We start from the raw sequence: 17,739 nt of genomic DNA on the forward strand, positions 1-17,739 counted from the left end.
GGCGACTCAGCATGCCCAAGGGAGTGCAGTAAAGCCCCTCTCCCCTGGCGGGAGAGGGGTTGGGGAGAGGGGAGGGTAAAATCAACCAACCTGAGCTGACTTAGACACCGCCTCTTCACGAATGCCATCCCAACCATCTTTGATCGAGCGCAGCAGATCTGCGACTTCATCCAGCTTGGCCATATCGTTCTTGGCACTGGCTTCAAGAAGCGTACGCTCCATATAGTCGTACAAACCTTCAAGGCGCGCAGCTAGCTCACCACCTTTTTCGAAGTCCAAAAAGCCCCTCAGCCCACCGATGATTTCAATGGCCTTGCCAATCAGCTTTCCCTTGCCTTCAAAATCCTTGGCCTGCATGCGAGCCTTGGCCATGTTAATCCGCTCCAGCGCACCGTTGTACAACAATTGGATCAGCTTGTGCGGATCGGCATCAGTGATGCTGGTCTGGGTATTTACCTGCTGGTACGCTTTTAAGCCTTTCATCGTAAACCTCGTTTCTCACCGGCTACGCCGGTATCACTTCTTGTTGAAGTTCTGCGGAGCCAGAGCGTCGAGCTGCTGGGTCACGTAATCTCGGGTGCTGTTCAGTTGGGAAATCAGCGAATCCGCCGCACTAAATTGTTTCACCAAGCGCTCCCGGTAAGATTCAATACGAATATCCAGCTTTACCTGACTTTCCTGAATCTTTTCCAGTTCGCGATTCAAACTGCTGGTACGGTTTTCAATCTTGCCATCCGCACCCACAAAACCGTTGACCAGATCAACCGTGCTCTTGCCAATGCCCTGCACAAAGTTGATTGAACCGCGAGAACCGGTTTGGTCGCCGAGGATACGCACTTGAATGCCGGATGCGGCGCCTGCATCACTACCCAGATACAACACTTGGCCATCACCCTTAGCAACCTGACCATTAATTGTTCCAGCTACGTCTGTGCCCGCCACCCCATCTTTAGAGTTCAAGCTCGGCGCATTCAGCGCGCCGGTCAATCTCACGTTAGACTCCGCACCATAGTTCCCGGAGGTAAACGTAAGGCCATCCGTCGCATCCCACGCAACCTGTACAGAGCGGTTTGCAGCTTTTAGCTCGCTGCTGTTATCCAAAGCTTGCTGTATAGCTGCGGCAAACTCTGCCCCAGTAAAATCATCCCCCGTGCCGGAAAGAGGGGAACCATCAGGCGCATTTTCCAAAAATACGCTCACCTGAGTTTCACCGTCTACCTCAAAGGTAAACCGGTTGCCCGCCATAACCGTTACGGTTCCTGTATCGGCAGCCGCGTAATTCAAACTTCCCCTGGTCGCAGCCTGGGTAACATTAATATCGTACTTACCCGCCTGTGTATTTGTACCACTTCGAACAAATTCAACCTGACTGTCGGTTGCTCTACCCTGCTCCGCAAAGAGTGCCGTTACGTCGTCCGGATTGTTCTTTAACTGGGTTTCAAATTTTTCTCGGTCAAAGTTTAAAGCACCGGTATTCGGGTCAGTTGAAACGCCCACATCAGCCAAGCTACGCACACTGGCATTTTCAAGCCCTGGCACAACACCTGTAAGCACTTGGCGCAGTTCGCCCTGAAGGGCTCGAACGGTGCTATCGCCTGTCAACAAACCACCCACACCGGCTTCGCTATTGAAACCGGCCAGGCTGTCTATGGTGGACTGCAGCGCATTGAACTTGTCTACGAAACCCTGAACACGATCCGTTACCGCACCCACATCCTGGCTAACGGTTACGGTAGAGGTGCCTGTTTCCTTGATGTCGAAAGAAAGGCCATCAATCACATTCTCAAAGCTGTTAGAAGAGCGGGTAACTTCAATGCCGTTGATCTCCATTACCGCATCTGTGGCGGCAATGGTTTGTTTCATATCCGGGTTGGCTGTCGGGTCTGCAACATCGAATGCAAAGCGCGCCAAGCCTTCTGCACCCACCTCTTCTGTGGCGGAAATACTTACCGAATTGGCCACGCCGGTTTCATCCGCTGACATTACCAACTGATAGCCATTACCGGTATCAATGATACCCGCAGACACACCTGCGTTAGCTTCGTTAATGACATTTGCCATACCCTGCAGCGTATTGTTGCTACCATCGATAGTGATATTGGTAACCTTGTCACCCACCGATAACTGCAAAGTGCCTTGGCCCACACTGGCGGTGTCTCTGTCTGCAAATACAGCTTGCGAGGCCAAAGCCTGAGCCTGAGCCAGACTGGTCACATTCAGGCTATAGCTACCGCGGCTGGCTTTGGTGCTGTCTACAGAAACACCGATATTTTCATTAGAAGACGTAGCGGAGAAAGCTTTCAGATTATCTGCAGAGCTTAGCTGGCGCATAGGCAGGCGCAACTCAGTAATGGCGCTGCGCAACTTGCCATAGGCAGAGAGCATTGCTTCTGATTGCTGGGTTTTCTGGGTTAACCGGTTTTCAGTCGGTGCACGTTCTGCCGCAACCAACTGATCCACCAGATCAGACGTCAGAACGCCAGACCCGATTCCCAGTGATGAAATACCTGCCATACCAATGCCTCCTTTAAGGGGCTGATCACTCTATACTACGTTTAACGACCGCAAGCGGCAAAACTTTGCCTCTTTACCACTTTAATTTTGTAACTCGGCGTAACACTGCTTTTATCCCCCTCTCCCCCAGCGGGAGAGGGGCTAGGGGAGAGGGGAAAGCCTCTACTCCCAAAACCAAAAACACCGCCAGCCCCTTACGGGAGTGGCGGTGCTGAAATACCGTTATTCTCAATCGCGCAAAAGCGGCAAGCTTTTACACTTTAATGTTGAACAACGTCAGCGGTTCATCCTGCTGCAATTTCTCTGCCAACCTCAATGCTACTTCATCCGGCATCTGGCGAATCACTTCCTGAGTAGACTGATCGACCACCTTCACAATGGTCTGGCCCGATTCGTTATCTACCTCAAACTGAAGATCCCGCTGCACATTCTGAACAAAATCGTTCAGCTGGCTAACCGCCTGGCCCAGCTCTTCTCGTTGTGCCTCACTGCGCTCTTGCAGCCTTTCGGCTTTGGAAGCTTCGTTAGCAACCTGGGTATTCTGAACCTGACGAGTGCCAGTAGATGAAGTAACAAGGTCAGGGGCTTTGATGCCCTCGGCCTGAGATGACGACAGTGCCTTGGCCGGAGCCTGGGCGCCAGAGCGCACCAGCTTCAAATCCGGGCTGTTCAGGTTAACGTCATTCATAGCTTTACCTCGCTATACTCAAACGGCGTAAAACCGGAACCCGAAGGTTCCGGCTATTACCGTTAAGCTCTTACTGCAGGAGGGACAGTACCTGCTGCGGACGGGCGTTAGCCTGTGCCAGTACTGAGATGCCAGCCTGCTGAAGCACCTGGGATTTAGCCAAGTTGGCTGTTTCAGCCGCGAAGTCAGCGTCCAGGATACGGCTGTTGGAGGCGCTGAGGTTCTCTACAGAGGTGCTCAGGTTCGCGATGGTGGATTCGAAGCGGTTTTGGATTGCACCCAAATCACCTCGGAGACTGTTTACCGCACCAAGAGCAGAGTCAATGCGATTGATTGCATCGTTTGCGCCAGCCACATCGCTGATATCGATATCTTCAATGGCACCAGAGGCCGCTACGGACTGTCCACCGCCAACCATAGCTGCGTTTGTGCCTGCAATGGTAATAGACTCCAATGAACTGATATCTACTTCGCCTGAGAATGTTGCCGCTGTATCATCAGAAACCTTTGCATCTGCAGCCAAACCAACCGTGTTTGCAACGCCAGAATCGCCAGCTGTAATCTTTTGCTTAAGCGTAAAGTTCTCACCATTTTTGGTTTGCAGCTTCAGCTCATTGTTAACAACCTCGGCACTCAAGCCTTGCTTTTTCAGCGTCTCGTTGCCGTTGATGTAGTCTGCAACATCCTGAGCCGTCACGACAGTAGGGGATCCACCGCCACCAGCAGTTGCAGTCCCATCTACCGTGAAGGTCGTGGCCGCTGTTGCTGCTTCGCCGCCCACGCCAATAGCCAGTTCAAATTTACCAGGGGTCTGGGGAGTCGTAGCATTTACATCTGCCATGCTAACGTTTGAATAGGCAAAGGTCTGCTCGTTACTACCTTGTACTGACGTAAGTCCATCAATGTTTTTGCTACGAATGGCTTCAGCGATCGAGGCTGCACTGCTGTCGGCGGCCAGCTTGACAGTCTGAGCGTCGCCGGCACCTACCTGTACGGTAAATTCGCCAGTACCAAGCGCAATCGCACCAACGTTTAATTTAACGTCAGCGACCGCACCAATGCTGTCTGCACGTGTGCCCGCGCCAAGATTCACACCAATGGTTTCTCCCGCGTTGGCACCAACTTGGAAATTAGCCTGGCCAAAAGTACCGTCCAGAACTTTTAGGCCGTTGAACGCTGTTTGCGATGAAATACGATCAATTTCTTCAATCCGCTGCTGTACTTCGGCGTTCAGAGCTGCGCGGTCTGAGTCGCTGTTAGTGGCGTTAGCCGACTGAACCGCCAGCTCACGAATACGCTGCAGGTTGTTGGTAACTTCATCCAGAGCGCCTTCAGTGGTCTGCGCCAGGGAGATACCGTCGTTAGCATTACGGGTAGCCACGTTCAGGCCAGAGATCTGTGACTGAAAGCGAGTAGAGATCGCCATGCCAGCGGCATCGTCTTTGGCCGAGTTGATACGCAGGCCAGAGGACAAACGCTGCAGAGCTTGATCATTCATGCCCTGAGACTTGCCCAACTGGTTCTGAGCGTTCAATGAAGCGACGTTAGTGTTAATTCCGAGAGCCATAATGCTTCCCCTTCGACAGTTTGTCGTTATTTCATGGTTAAGGTCTGGCGTTCTCTTTTTGGGTTTGGAGCGCCGCCCTGTTACTTCACTTAACGGCACCTGATTCGGTTGCTTTAGGAAAAACACCAAGAACTTTGTAAAGGAATGTAAAAACGGCAATTTGATTCCCACTCTCTCCGCCGGAAATTTGCCACTTATCATCAGCCACCACCCACATACCGATTAACTCTTTATATTAATCAGTAAGTTGAAGAAGATTCAGAAGAACTGGCACATACTTCGCTTAGCCTCCCTACAAACGGCCATTTAACAAATTTATTGCCGGTATGCTGCCTCAACCATTAACAAGCAGCGTGACCCGGCACCTCTGAGTAGGGAGTTTAGATATGCCACAGGTCATTAATACCAACATTGCCTCGCTGAACGCTCAGCGGAACTTAAACGCCTCGCAGGGCCAGGCCAATACGGCTCTGGAAAGACTGTCTTCTGGTCTGCGCATCAACTCGGCCAAAGACGATGCCGCCGGGCTGGCGATTTCCGAGCGGTTTCAGTCTCAAATTTCTGGTCTTAACCAGGCTCAGAGGAATGCTAACGACGGCATATCTTTGGCGCAAACGGCTGAAGGCGCCATGGACGAAATCACCAACAACCTGCAGCGCATTCGTGAACTGTCGGTTCAGTCGGCTAACGCCACAAATAGCATTTCTGATAGGCAAGCTCTAAACGAAGAAGTGCAGCAGCGGATTGAAGAAATAAACCGCATTGCCAGCCAAACGTCCTTCAACGGCCTTAAAGTGCTGGATGGCACCTTCGGCACCCAAACCTTTCAGGTGGGGGCCAACGCTGGTGAAACCATTGGCATCAGCGGCCTGGATTCAAGGGGCAGCCGGCTGGGGGCCACCCTCGGTGCCACCACAAACTTTGCTGAGAAAATCGTTCCGTTCCCGCAGGAAACAGACGCCACCGGCCTGGATTTCGCCACCGCTATTTCCGGCTCTGTAAACATTGGGGGTACGGATTACCCCATTGCCGCAACAACGGGGGGGGATACCATTGCTGATCTGGCGGCCAGCATCACCACAGCCATCAGCGGCGATTACCCAAACATTACGGTTGAAGGCGATACAGCCACCGACACCCTTACCTTCAGCAACGAGTCCGGTGAAACCGTAGCCGTTAGCTTTGACCTGACCGATGCTGCGACCCCAACTGCCGCCACATTCACCCAATCCCTGAACGCAGAAGGCGGCTCTACGGCGGATTACTTCAAATCCAATCGGGAAGCCTCTGTTGATTTTGTTGTGAACGGTGTGTCATTCAACTCGCCAGACGTCAGCTCGCTGAATGATTTAGTGGGCACCATCAATGCCCAATCCAACGAAACAGGCGTTGAAGCCAACCTCGACCGAACCAACAATGAAATTGTTTTTTCGTCAAAGTTCGGAACAGACATTGACGTTGAGATCACCTCAGACCTGAACAACGACGGCAACCCCGACATCAACATAAATGAAGCCTTTAGTGCCGCAAACGATACGGTTTCGCTGAACAACACCAATATATCCACACCCGACGGAGCCGATCGAGCGATGATTGCCATCGATTACGCCATCGACCAGATCAACGGTTTCCGCGCGGAATTGGGTGCGGTACAAAACCGTTTCGAATCCACCATACAAAACCTAGCCACAACTGCAGAAAACCTCTCAGCCTCAAACAGCCGCATCCGCGATGCCGACTTCGCCGCAGAATCCGCCGAACTGGCCCGCACCCAGGTGCTCCAGCAGGCTGGCCTCTCGGTTTTGGCTCAGGCCAATGCCCGGCCACAGCAGGTGTTGCAGTTGCTGCAGGGTTAATAGTCCAGCAAGAAGAAGCCCGGCTCGGATTTCCGAGTCGGGCTTTTTGCGTTCTTCCTGGCCTCAGCAATTTACTGATTCTGGTCTGATTCACCCTCCAATATTGATCCACGGTCCGAAGAAATCGTGCAGCAAGAAGCGTGGCACCGACGACAAAACTGGCACACCTTTCGCAACACCTCATACAAAGCACAGCAAACAACCAAAAACTGCAGGCCGTTGCCGCAATTTTTGAACCTAGCGGCAGGTAAATGAGGTATCCCATGCAAGCCAAACATCACGTTCAGGAATCCCATTCCCAACAGGCACAGGCGGCTCGCCTGCTTTTGCAGGCCAACCGTGCTTATGGCGAATCCAACAGCGGCGGGTTAAGCCATATCCAGCGCCTGCAGGCCCGGCAGGAGTGCCGTGTGTATCTGGAAGAAGTGATTGCGCTTGAACCAAACAGCGCCGTTGCTCTTGGGTTGTTAGGGCGCGTGGAGATGGACGACGGGCAGCTTGAAAACGCCCACGACCTCTTTAATGCCAGCCTGCAAGTTCAGCCTCGCCAAGCGCAGCAATACGCCAACCTCGGGTACTGGGCCCTGAAAACCGAGCGCCCTGCTCTGGCTGAACAGCACTTCCTGCAAGCCCTGGATTGCGACCGGCAATCTGCCGCCGCTTTCTGTGGTGTCGCCCATGCCAAGCGGTTGCAGGGGCAGTTTGATGTGGCCTACCTGCACTACCGCAAGCTGCTGGAAACCGGCGCTGAGTGGGATTCTGTGTACAGCGGCATGCTCTCTTGCGCTCACCATCTTGCGGTAAACAAGGCGGACAGCAACCTGGCGCTGGATGCCATTGCCCTGCTTAGCCACGAGGGTTTACCCCATCAGGAAATCGGGCGTTTTGTGGGGGCGATCATTCGCCAGCAATACGATCTGGATAACCCACAGGCCGAGATTTTCCTGGATGCCGCCAGCACAGACGAACTGCTGATCCTGGCTCTGCAAAAAACTCTCATGCCAGACCCAGCGGTGGAAGAGCTGGTTGTTATGCTTCGCCGCGCGATTCTGGCGGAGGTTGCGCAAACCGTGGAGCTGCGGGATGAACTCCAGCAGCTCGCCCTTGCCATAGCGCAATACGCAGACCGCACAGGCTACGCGCTGGCAGCGGAGGATGATGAAGAACGGTTGGTGGCTGCGGTGAATGACAGCCTCAAAGCCCAAATTGTAATGGGTGAATCTCAGGAAGCTTTGACTGGTTCGCTAATGATCAGCGCCATGTACGGTGCTTTGTTCCATCAGGATTTTGCCGTTCAGCTTGGGCAGTGGAATCTGGTGGATTGGCCGCTGGCGCTTCAACCGGTTCTGGCCGCCAGCTACTACCACCGGGCGGAAGAAGAAGGCATCAAACAGTGTTTTGATGAGAAGGCGGAAGAGTTGTGCCTGGATAAGATGGATGTGCCACAAGCCTGGCCCGCTTGGTCGAAACTGGCTTATCGCGCGGAAAGCAGCTTGAAGTCACTGATGGCCACAGAGCTGGGCTTGGCCACAGACAAGCTGCCAGACACCTTGCGCATAATGGTCTGTGGCGCGCAATCTGGTCAGCGCGCTATGGAACTGGCCAGCTATCTGGCAGATGTGGAAGTGATTGCTGTAGATGAATCACTGGCCAACATTGCCAAAGCCACCCGCATGGCTGCCGAATCCGAGATCAGCAATATCGTGTTCTGGCCCTGGTCCATCGCCCAACGATTTGTGGCTGATGGCCATCAAGTACACTGGGTTGAAGTGGGCCGCCTGCCCTCCCCGGCCATGACGGAACTCTCACTGGCCGCTCTCGTAAACAACGCAGCCGGCTCTGGCGCCGTTGTGCACCTGCACACCTCCATCGCCGAACAAACGACCGGCGACAGGCAGATGCGCAAACTGATTGCAGAACACCGATTGCAACCCACCCGATCTACCCTGCGCCAGCTTCGCCGGATGGTTCTTACGAACCGACAGGATGCTACCTGGCAGGAACTCGCGCAGGAAGACGACTTCTACAGTTTGGGCGGGTGCCGCGACCGTTGGTTCAAGCCGCAGGATGAGGCTCAGCTGAAAGATCTGATGGCGATGGTGAGCAACGAGGTGGAATGGAAGCTGATCAAAGCCCGTGATGAAGATGGGCATAGCTTGGCAACCAAGCCTGTACAAACACAGATTCAGGCAGAGGCTTTGGGGAGTGAAGTGCAGAGTGTGATGGGGCAGAATTTGAGTGTGTATTTTCAGCGGCGACGTTGATTTAGTTGCGTGATCAACGCCCCTCTTCTAATACGGAAGAGGGGCGTTTTTGTTCAAATATAAGGAATCAAAGACTCCCCATACAAATGCAAATCCTCCAAAATCTGCTGGTTCTTGGGCGTCAGTTCCGGATCACTGGCCAGTCGCTGCAACTCAAGCCCAAATGCCTCAAGCGACAGCCAACCTTTCTTCGGTGCCATCAAACGCTGGGTTCGGAACTGTTCCCATCGTTCGGCTTCTTCACTGGTCAGTGAATCCGGATAGTTCCGAGCACGGTAGCGGAATAGCAGTTCCTGCAACCGTTCATCTTTAAAGTGGAAGCTTTCCTCCACCAACAACTCCGGCGGGGTTTGCAGCACTCGGTTCAGCTCACTGCGGTCGGCCGGGGATATAAAGCCGCCAGCATAGAGTTGTTCATCCGGGTCTGTCAGGTCGCTTTGGTGTGGCTGATCAAAGGCTTCTGCAATTCGCTGCGCCAATCCTGGGGCTTTTCTTAGCGATGCAAGGTTGGCACGAAGGGTGTCACCATCCAGTTCAAGCTCTTTCAGGCGCTCGGCAGAAAGTGTGCTGAGCATGTTCGCAGGCGCCAAAACCGGGCATTTGTTCAGTTGCACACCTTTTAAAGGGAAGCGCTTTTGCTCCCCCAGTTCTGCTTGGGAAGTAAATACCCGCTCACGTATCTGCTCTGGCGTGGCGTTTATCAGTTCGTTTGGGTCTTCCCGCAGGTCGTACACAATCACCAAATTTTTATTGCTGGGGTGATCCGCAACCGGCGCCACCATGGCACAACAGCCCCGGGTGGCCGGGTATTTCGCGGAGATGTGGAGTACAGGCTTCATAGTCGCCGTATCCAGCATGGCGCGGGCAGAGTGCTTGTCTTTGTTGTTCAGCACATAATCAAACAGCTTCGGCTGTTTTTCCCGAATCAATCTGGCTACAGCAAGAGTGGCTTCCACATCCGACATGGCATCGTGGGCGGCTTCGTGGGCAATGCCGTTGGCGACTGTGAGCTCTTCAAGCTTGAAGCTGGGGCTGCCGTCTTCCTTGCGGGGCCAGTTGATGCCTTCCGGGCGCAGTGCATAGGTTAGCCGCACCATGTCGATAATATCCCAACGGGAATTACCGTTCTGCCATTCACGGGCATAGGGGTCTTGCAGGTTGCGGTACAAGGTGTGACGGGTTACTTCATCATCAAACCGCAGGCTGTTGTAGCCCACCACACAGGTGCCCGGCTGGCTGAAGGCTTCATTTATCTGGTTGATAAATTCGGTTTCCGGGAAGCCCTCTTCCATCGCCTTTTGAGGCGTAATGCCGGTAATCAGGCAGGCTTGGGGTGATGGCAGGTAGTCGTCGGTGGGTTTGCAGTAAATAACCAGCGGGTCTTCAATAATATTCAAATCCGCATCGGTTCGCACTCCCGCAAACTGAGAGGGCCGGTCGTGCACCGGGTCTACACCAAAGGTTTCGTAATCATGCCAGTAAAAAGAGCGGATCAACGGAAGACTCCTGCCTTGTGAATCATTAGGTTCAGGAGTCTAGCAAATCAAAACAGGTTAGTACCCATGTCGACCTGATGCGTGCGCAAGCGGTCAACGCCCGCACCGGTAAGATTTTGCAGATCGACGGTCATGTTAGTGGGCAAGTTAATGAACACACCTTTGCCAACATCGATCGTATTCAGACCATCAAGACTTTGCCATTCCATATTGTCATCCCGCTGAAAGCCGATAAAGAAGCCATCAGTAAAACCAACAGTTCCGTCAGTCGCGCCTGTGTCTTCACCCACAATTACGGATCGGAGATTGGTCAACGGAGCGCAGTTAGCCAAGGCGCCATCTACGTTGCAGCCAGCCACCTGCCCCGGACTAGTGGGTGCAAGACCTATGTGCGTGGCGCGATTATTCGTTGCCACGCCACCTACGCCACTAAACAGCATAGCGTCGTACACTTGGCCGGAATCGCTGATTTTCATACCTATATCGCCGCTAAAGCTCGTGGTATGGGATGAAACAGACCCACGGGCCTGCTCAAAGCCCATACGAAAGCCAGCCAACCCGGCGCCGTCTTCTGCCAGTTCGATATAAGGCTTACGGGCCTCGAAGGGAATGGCATCGCCTTCGTTATAGGTAACCCCATTAAATTGCTCACCATTAGTGCGAGCAATGTGGCCCAAGGCTACATGCTGGGCAGAAAAATCTGTACCGCCGTTAATCTCCCCAATCTGTACATCATCAATATTCACCCGCGTTTCCACATCCATATTCAGGCTCATGCGGGTATATTCATGGCTTGTGCCAGTTATATTCTCAACCTTCATAAACGCCTGCCCTGTTATATCTCCCATCGCGGATTCAGAAATGGGGTCCAGTTCAGCTTGGGCAACAGGCACAATACCTAGGCTTAAACTAAGGAGGGCGGCGCATCCATACGCGTGATATTCCATAAAAATGCCTCTCTTAATCTGGTTGTTCGCTGTCAGTCTTGATTTTTCAGTTGCAAGCAGACAGCCTATACTTGCACTCTGCATCTTTATTAAGTTGCCGAAATGCCACTATATCGGAGGCCCCAAGGCCAATGAGGTGTGCTCAGTCACAAACCGGAATAACAATTCATTACAATCCATCAATTTGCAGCAGCCGAAGGTGTCGTTTACGTGTACATACCCTGGCGTAATGCTATGATCAGCGAACAAACATTCAATAGCCCCCGGGCACACCCATGAACTCCCGCATTCTTATCTGCGATGATTCTGCACTCGCCAGAAAACAGATGGCCCGCGCCCTCCCGGCCGGGCTAGCCGACACCATCCTTTTTGCCAATAACGGCCTGGAAGCGCTAGATAAGCTACGCGCTGGCGAAGCCGACCTGATGTTTCTCGATCTGAACATGCCGGAGATGGACGGCTACCAGGTTCTGGAGCATGTTCTGGCCGAAGACCTCCCCATCATGACCATCGTAGTGTCTGGCGACATCCAGCCCGAAGCGCGGGACCGGGTCCGCAAGCTTGGTGCGATCGATTTCATCAAGAAGCCCACAGATATGGGGGTTGTCCTCAGCCTGCTCGCCGAATACGGCTTTTACCGCCCAGGGGAGCTTGAAAGCACCGCACTGAGCGATGGCACACTCAGCCCCGACGATGCTTCCCACACCCCGGAAATTTCAGTCTCGCTCAACGATTACCTTCAGGAAATCGCCAACGTCGCCATGGGGCGCTCGTCAGACTTACTCGCCCGGCTTTTGCGAGTGTTTGTGAAACAGCCCATTCCAAAAGTGGCCTTTATTGCCAACTCCGAACTCCACATGGCCATTTCTGCGGCCCACGACAGCGACACCTATTCCGCGGTATGCCAAGGTTTCACCGGTGCGGGAATTGCCGGCGAGGCCTTGCTGCTGTTTGCGGATGCCAGCTTTCGGGAAATGGCTGAACTGCTTCACTACGAAAACTTTGAGGGTGCATCCGTAAACGTGGAAGTGCTGATGGATATGTCGAGCATTCTGTTCGGCGCTTTTCTCAAAGGCATGGGCGACCAACTGGATCTCGAACTCGGCCTCAGCCACCCCAGCGTGCTCGGCCAACACAGGCAGATCACAGATCTACTTGAACACCAGAACTCCCGGGAGGAACAACTCCTGTGCATCGAGATCAGCTACACCCTGGAAGACAGAAATATTCAGTGCGACATGCTGGTGCTGCTCACGGAAGACTCAGTGCCCTTCCTTGAACAACGCCTCCAATACCTGACGGACTAAACCATGGCCATAAACGAACTTGAAGCCCAATCCTTCCACTGGCTGGTGGATATGCTCGAATCCGTTGAAGTTGGCCTGGTGGTGTTGGATTTGGACTTCCGGGTGCAAGCCTGGAACGGCTTCATGGAAAACCACAGCGGTATTACCGCCAGTAAAACCCGTAACCAGGTGATTTTTGAGCTGTTCCCCAACATTCCGGAAGCCTGGCTGAGGCGCAAGGTGGATGCCGTCACATTGCTTAATACACGAGCGTTCACGTCTTGGGAGCAACGGCCCTACCTGTTCCAGTTCCGCAATACGCGCCCCATTACTGGAACGGATGATTATATGTTCCAGAATCTCACCATCAGCCCGCTTTCAGGCAGTACCGGGCAGGTGGAGAAAATATGCATCATGGTGTACGACGTAACCGATATAGCCACCGCCAAACGGGCTCTGGAACAAGCCAATGAGCTGCTCGCCAAACTCAGCATGACCGACCGTTTGACCGGCCTGTTGAACCGGGGAACCTGGGAGAACCTGGTGGATGCAGAGTTTGAACGCTTCCGCCGCTATGGCCACACAACCAGCCTTGTGATGTTTGATATCGACTTCTTTAAAAAAGTAAACGATGCCCATGGCCACCTTGCCGGAGATGAAGTAATCAAACACACAGCAACAACGGCGAAAGACAGTTTGCGATCATCCGACAGCATTGGCCGCTACGGTGGCGAAGAATTTGGAATTATATTGCCGGAAACCGATGCCGAAGGGGCCCGTGTTATATGTGAGCGAATACGGGACAGCATCGAAAAAAGCATTGTACAAACCAGTGTAGCCCCCATCCAATACACAGTAAGCGTGGGGATTTCACAATTAAGTGGCAAGCCTGAAAACCATATGTCCTGGATGCAGCAGGCCGATGAAGCTCTATATGCAGCAAAGAAGGCTGGCAGGAACCGCGTTATTGTTCACCAAAGCCCTGATCTGCCCGATTAGAATAAACCGTAAAACAAATATTAGTACAAAAAAGGGGCCGGATGAATAGATCATCCGGCCCCTTTTTTCACATCTCTGGCTAATCAGTCTTTCTGCCAGCTCTGTACTGTTTCTTTGCCGTGGGTTTTACGCCACTCGTTCAGCGTTTTGTGATTGCCACCGCGAGTCTTGACCACTTCACCCGTGTGCGGGTTAGTATAGGTTTTCATGGGGCGCTTGGCGCGGGTGCCAGTGCTGCCTTGTGCTTTTTCTGTCGCGATAGAAGGATCGATGGCGGCCAAAATACGAAGCACGTGCTTCGGCGACTTGTCATACTCTTCCATCAATTCCCGAATACTGCTTTCAAAGGCCAGTTCGCGCTTCAGGGACTGATCCTGTTCCAGCTGGTTAATCTCGTTTGCGAGCTGTTCCATTAGCTGCTTTTTCTGGTAATAATCGTTAATCTTTGCCATGGAAATAAAACCTTATAGTTTCTGTGGACTCTGGAAATCAAACCTCGCTAAAGCAAACACAATGCTCGCGGCTTGCCAAAAGACACAGGAATAATAATTCATAGGGTTATATATGGCAAAGACTAATAATTAAAAAGCCTTTAATAACTCATAACATAGGTTTAATTTACTATTAGTTTGGTATCAAAACACCCGAATACCCCAGGCTCTCAAGGCGCTGTTTGAATGCCTGCTTGGCATAAGCATCTCCGTGCACAATTCGAATCTCGGCCGGCTTTTCGGGAATGCCTTCAATAAAGCGAACTAAATCCGATTGGCCAGCGTGTGCAGAGTAGCCGCCCACCTGGTGCACACTTGCCCGAATATCAAATCGCTCCCCATCTAACTCTACCCATCCACCACGGGGCCCATAAGCAAGAATATCCCGCCCGGGCGTACCTGCGGCCTGATAGCCCACAAACAACACATCATTTCTGGCTTCCCCAAGCATGGCTTTCAGATAATTAACCACCCTGCCACCGGCACACATGCCGGAACCGGCCAGCACCACACAGGGGCGATGGGAGCGAGCAAGGTAGTCCACTGCGTTGAGGTGATTATCATGGGAGTTAATCACCGTTAATTGCTCAAAAGAGAGCGGATGCCGCCCCTGCCGAACCAGTTCAGCCGCCTCTCCATTCCAGAAGGGCTTTAACTGGCGGTAGATACTTGTGAACTCAGCCGCCAAAGGCGAATCCACCACAATTTCCAGATCGCTCCAGGCCAAGCCATCGGTTACACAGTCGCTTCCAAACTCGTGAATCAGGCCCTCAATCTCGTACAGCAATTCTTGGGTGCGGCCAATGCTGAACGCCGGAATCAATACCGTGCCGCCATCCGCCAGTGCCCGCTCCAGAATAGCCTTCAGGCGATAACGCCGAGTTTCCCGGCTTTCGTGATCCTTATCACCGTAGGTACTTTCAATCACCAGGCGATCTGCCCGTTCCGGTGAGGCAGGCTCCTGCAGCAAAGGTGCATGGGGCGCGCCCAAGTCGCCACTGAATACAATCCGCTCATGCTTGTGACCAGACACTGCATCGCATTCAACATAGGCAGAGCCCAGAATATGCCCGGCACGTTGCAAACGTACCGACAGCGAAGCCCCAGATTCTGCAAACACCTCATGCCATTGCCCATAGGGTACAGGCACCAACCGGGAACGAATCAAACCGAGCACTCGCTCAATTAGCTGCTTGTCTCGGGTGAAACCAATCTTTAACGCATCTTCCAGAATTTCCGGAAGCATGATGGCAGAGGGCTCGGAACAAATAATCGGCCCCTCGAACCCGGCCGCCAATAAATATGGAATGCGGCCCACGTGGTCTATGTGCACATGGGTGACAACCAGGGCGCGGATGTGGTCTATGGGGAAATCAACGGAGAGATTGGAGGCCGACGCGCCGTCGCCCTTCTCAGCACCCTGAAACAGGCCGCAGTCGATCAAAATACCGGCTGGAGGGGCTTGTTCAGAGTGCAGAGTAAGTTCGTGGCAGGAGCCAGTGACGCCAGAGGTGGCGCCGTGGTGGGATATTTCAATCATGGTCAACAATCCTTGTTGTATGTATCTCCCCTCTCCCCAACCCCTCTCCCGCTAGGGGCGAGGGGCTTTAACTGCATTGTCTTCAGGCTTTGGAGTTTTCTCCCCTCTCCCCCCGCGGGAGAGGGGCCGGGGGAGAGGGGGCCTCTCTAATCAAACCGGCAAGCGGTGAATCTTCCTTTCGGTTTCCTCATCAAACTTTGCATGCTCGCTGCCATTACACCAAACCAAATCCGCCACACCCCCATTGGGCGTATAACCCGTGGGCGCACTTTTGAGCGTATCAATAATCAAGCAGCAATCGAAATCCTGACTGGCACGGGCCAGTTGTTTGAGTACCGCATCCAGCTCCTCCCAAACCATAGAAACCTCTCGGGCCATCATAATGCGCGGGTGGGAGGTACCCTGAGGGTCGTCGCCAATCAGCAACTCCTCGAAAAGCTTTTCACCAGGCCGCAGCCCCGAAAAGACAACCTCTATATCTCCCTCAGGCTGCTCCGGCGTTTTCTCCACAAGCCCCATCAGGTTAATCATCTTGCGGGCCAAATCGGCAATCTTCACCGGCTCGCCCATATCCAGAACAAACACCTCACCGCCACGGCCCATACTGCCCGCCTGTAGTACCAACTGGCTGGCCTCAGGGATGGTCATGAAGTAGCGGATGATGTCCTTGTGGGTAACCGTAATAGGCCCGCCGTCGCGAATCTGGTCGCGGAACAGCGGCACCACCGAACCGGACGACCCCAGCACATTGCCAAACCGAACCATGGAGAAAATCGTTTTACTCTGGCGCTGCGCCAAGCCTTGCAGCACCAACTCCGCCATGCGCTTGCTCGCGCCCATTACATTCGTCGGGCGAACGGCCTTGTCGGTGGAAATCAGAACAAAGCGCTCAACCCCTGCAGTAATGGCGGCTTCTGCAGCGTGCAAGGTGCCGAACACGTTGTTCTGCACACCTTCAATCACATTGTGCTCAACCAAGGGCACATGCTTGTAGGCGGCTGCGTGGTAAACCGTTTGAATGCCAAAACTACGCATCACCGTTTCACAGCGGCGGCGGTGGACGACACTGCCCAGCAGAGGGTGAATCTCCACATTCAACCCATCAATTCGGTTGATGGCCTGCAGCTCACGCTCAATGGCATACAAGGAAAATTCGGATTGCTCAAACAGCACCAGAACCCGGGGTCGATGATGAATAATTTGACGGCACAGCTCGGAACCAATGGAGCCGCCAGCCCCGGTTACCATCACCGCTTTGCCATACAAACTGGCTGCTACCTGGGCATTATCCGGGCGCACTGGATCCCGGCCTAACAGGTCTTCGAGTTCAAGATCGCGGATGTCGTTAATTCGAGCCTGGCCGGCTACCAGCTCGCTCATGGAGGGCACGGTTTGAACCGGCAGCTTCAATGTCTCCAGCTGATTAAGGAGCTTGCGGCGGTCAATCTTCTCATCCGCATCCAATGCCAGAAGCAAACGTTTTACGCCATGCCCTCGCACCGCCTGTTCCAGATGGCTCAGAGCAAACACGGGTAAACCTGCGATCAGAGCCTTGTGATTGGCTGGTATCAAGCCGATGAACGCCACCGGGTGATACTCGGTACCCTGCTGCAGTGCTTTGGCCAACTGAGCGCCGGTTTCCCCTGCCCCCACAATGGCCACACACTCCTTGCCACGGCTGGTGGTGTGATGCACCAGCATGCGCACACTCATGCGGCTGCCGCCTACAAAAATAAAGGCCAAGGCCGCGTAAATCACGGGAACAGAGCGGGGGATCTGAACTTGCAGGCTGTAACCGAGGATGATCAACAACAGGGCCGAAATCCCGACACCGGTAATGATGGTGAGGAAAGCCCGATCACTCATATAACGGACAACGGCGCGGTACAGGCCGAGACGAACGAAAACGCCTAAGGTAAAGACCACCGTAAGGGCTGTGATCAGAAGCTGCCCCTTAGTCGGTAGCCAAAAGGTCTGCTCCAAACGCAAGGCAAAGGATGCCCAAAGAGCAAACGAGAGCGCGACAGCATCTACCGACAGGGAAACAAGACGCTTTTGTATACGGGGCAATCCCAGGAACTGCGTAAACAT

At 53.4% G+C, this 17,739-nt stretch carries 13 protein-coding genes; 4 read left to right on the top strand and 9 right to left on the bottom strand.

Translation table 11 applies throughout. The features are described 5' to 3' along the window. Positions 1–81: 81 nt before the first annotated feature. The 4 genes from fliS to Q0824_RS05200 form a co-directional block, all read right to left on the bottom strand. Positions 82–483 (bottom strand): flagellar export chaperone FliS, encoded by a 402-nt coding sequence (fliS, locus tag Q0824_RS05185; protein ID WP_298448109.1) that lies wholly within the window; start codon positions 481–483, stop codon positions 82–84. A gap of 33 nt (positions 484–516) precedes the next feature. Then, the gene (gene fliD / locus Q0824_RS05190) at positions 517–2,514 is read right to left on the bottom strand and encodes a flagellar filament capping protein FliD (RefSeq protein WP_298448112.1); all 1,998 of its coding nucleotides are present in this window, start codon (positions 2,512–2,514) and stop codon (positions 517–519) included. Between the two features lie 253 nt (positions 2,515–2,767). Next, positions 2,768–3,202, bottom strand: coding sequence for a flagellar protein FlaG (locus tag Q0824_RS05195; RefSeq protein ID WP_298448114.1), 435 nt, complete (start codon positions 3,200–3,202; stop codon positions 2,768–2,770). A 70-nt stretch (positions 3,203–3,272) separates the two neighbouring features. After that, positions 3,273–4,769 (bottom strand): flagellin, encoded by a 1,497-nt coding sequence (locus Q0824_RS05200; protein WP_298448126.1) that lies wholly within the window; start codon positions 4,767–4,769, stop codon positions 3,273–3,275. A 386-nt stretch (positions 4,770–5,155) separates the two neighbouring features. Here Q0824_RS05200 and Q0824_RS05205 point away from each other — a divergent pair, with 386 nt between their 5' ends. Together Q0824_RS05205 and Q0824_RS05210 are read left to right on the top strand one after the other, a co-directional pair. After that, positions 5,156–6,625 carry a flagellin gene (locus Q0824_RS05205; protein ID WP_298448128.1) on the top strand — a complete coding sequence of 490 codons (1,470 nt, stop codon included), beginning with the start codon at positions 5,156–5,158 and terminating at the stop codon, positions 6,623–6,625. A gap of 263 nt (positions 6,626–6,888) precedes the next feature. Continuing rightward, the gene (locus tag Q0824_RS05210; protein ID WP_298448130.1) at positions 6,889–8,889 is read left to right on the top strand and encodes a hypothetical protein; all 2,001 of its coding nucleotides are present in this window, start codon (positions 6,889–6,891) and stop codon (positions 8,887–8,889) included. 53 nt (positions 8,890–8,942) lie between these two features. Here the strand turns inward: Q0824_RS05210 and sbcB are convergent, their stop codons facing one another. Both sbcB and Q0824_RS05220 read right to left on the bottom strand, forming a co-directional pair. Further along, a complete protein-coding gene (gene sbcB, locus Q0824_RS05215; protein WP_298448132.1) occupies positions 8,943–10,385 on the bottom strand; it encodes an exodeoxyribonuclease I in 1,443 nt (480 codons plus the stop codon). Between the two features lie 47 nt (positions 10,386–10,432). Then, on the bottom strand, positions 10,433–11,206 hold the full coding sequence (locus Q0824_RS05220; protein ID WP_298448134.1) for a hypothetical protein: 774 nt from the start codon (positions 11,204–11,206) through the stop codon (positions 10,433–10,435). Positions 11,207–11,607: 401 nt separating this feature from the next. Here Q0824_RS05220 and Q0824_RS05225 point away from each other — a divergent pair, with 401 nt between their 5' ends. Next, positions 11,608–12,639, top strand: coding sequence for a response regulator (locus Q0824_RS05225; protein ID WP_298448136.1), 1,032 nt, complete (start codon positions 11,608–11,610; stop codon positions 12,637–12,639). A 3-nt stretch (positions 12,640–12,642) separates the two neighbouring features. After that, the gene (locus tag Q0824_RS05230) at positions 12,643–13,617 is read left to right on the top strand and encodes a sensor domain-containing diguanylate cyclase (RefSeq protein ID WP_298448137.1); all 975 of its coding nucleotides are present in this window, start codon (positions 12,643–12,645) and stop codon (positions 13,615–13,617) included. A gap of 83 nt (positions 13,618–13,700) precedes the next feature. On the opposite strand, the gene Q0824_RS05235 is transcribed toward Q0824_RS05230, so the two are convergent. From Q0824_RS05235 to Q0824_RS05245, 3 genes are all read right to left on the bottom strand, one after another. Continuing rightward, a complete protein-coding gene (locus Q0824_RS05235; protein WP_298448139.1) occupies positions 13,701–14,069 on the bottom strand; it encodes a histone-like nucleoid-structuring protein, MvaT/MvaU family in 369 nt (122 codons plus the stop codon). A 172-nt stretch (positions 14,070–14,241) separates the two neighbouring features. Further along, a complete protein-coding gene (locus Q0824_RS05240; protein WP_298448141.1) occupies positions 14,242–15,648 on the bottom strand; it encodes an MBL fold metallo-hydrolase in 1,407 nt (468 codons plus the stop codon). Between the two features lie 150 nt (positions 15,649–15,798). Continuing rightward, positions 15,799–17,739 (bottom strand): nucleoside-diphosphate sugar epimerase/dehydratase, encoded by a 1,941-nt coding sequence (locus tag Q0824_RS05245; protein ID WP_298448143.1) that lies wholly within the window; start codon positions 17,737–17,739, stop codon positions 15,799–15,801.

The organism is uncultured Marinobacter sp., from assembly GCF_947488835.1.
Taxonomy (GTDB): Bacteria; Pseudomonadota; Gammaproteobacteria; order Pseudomonadales; family Oleiphilaceae; genus Marinobacter.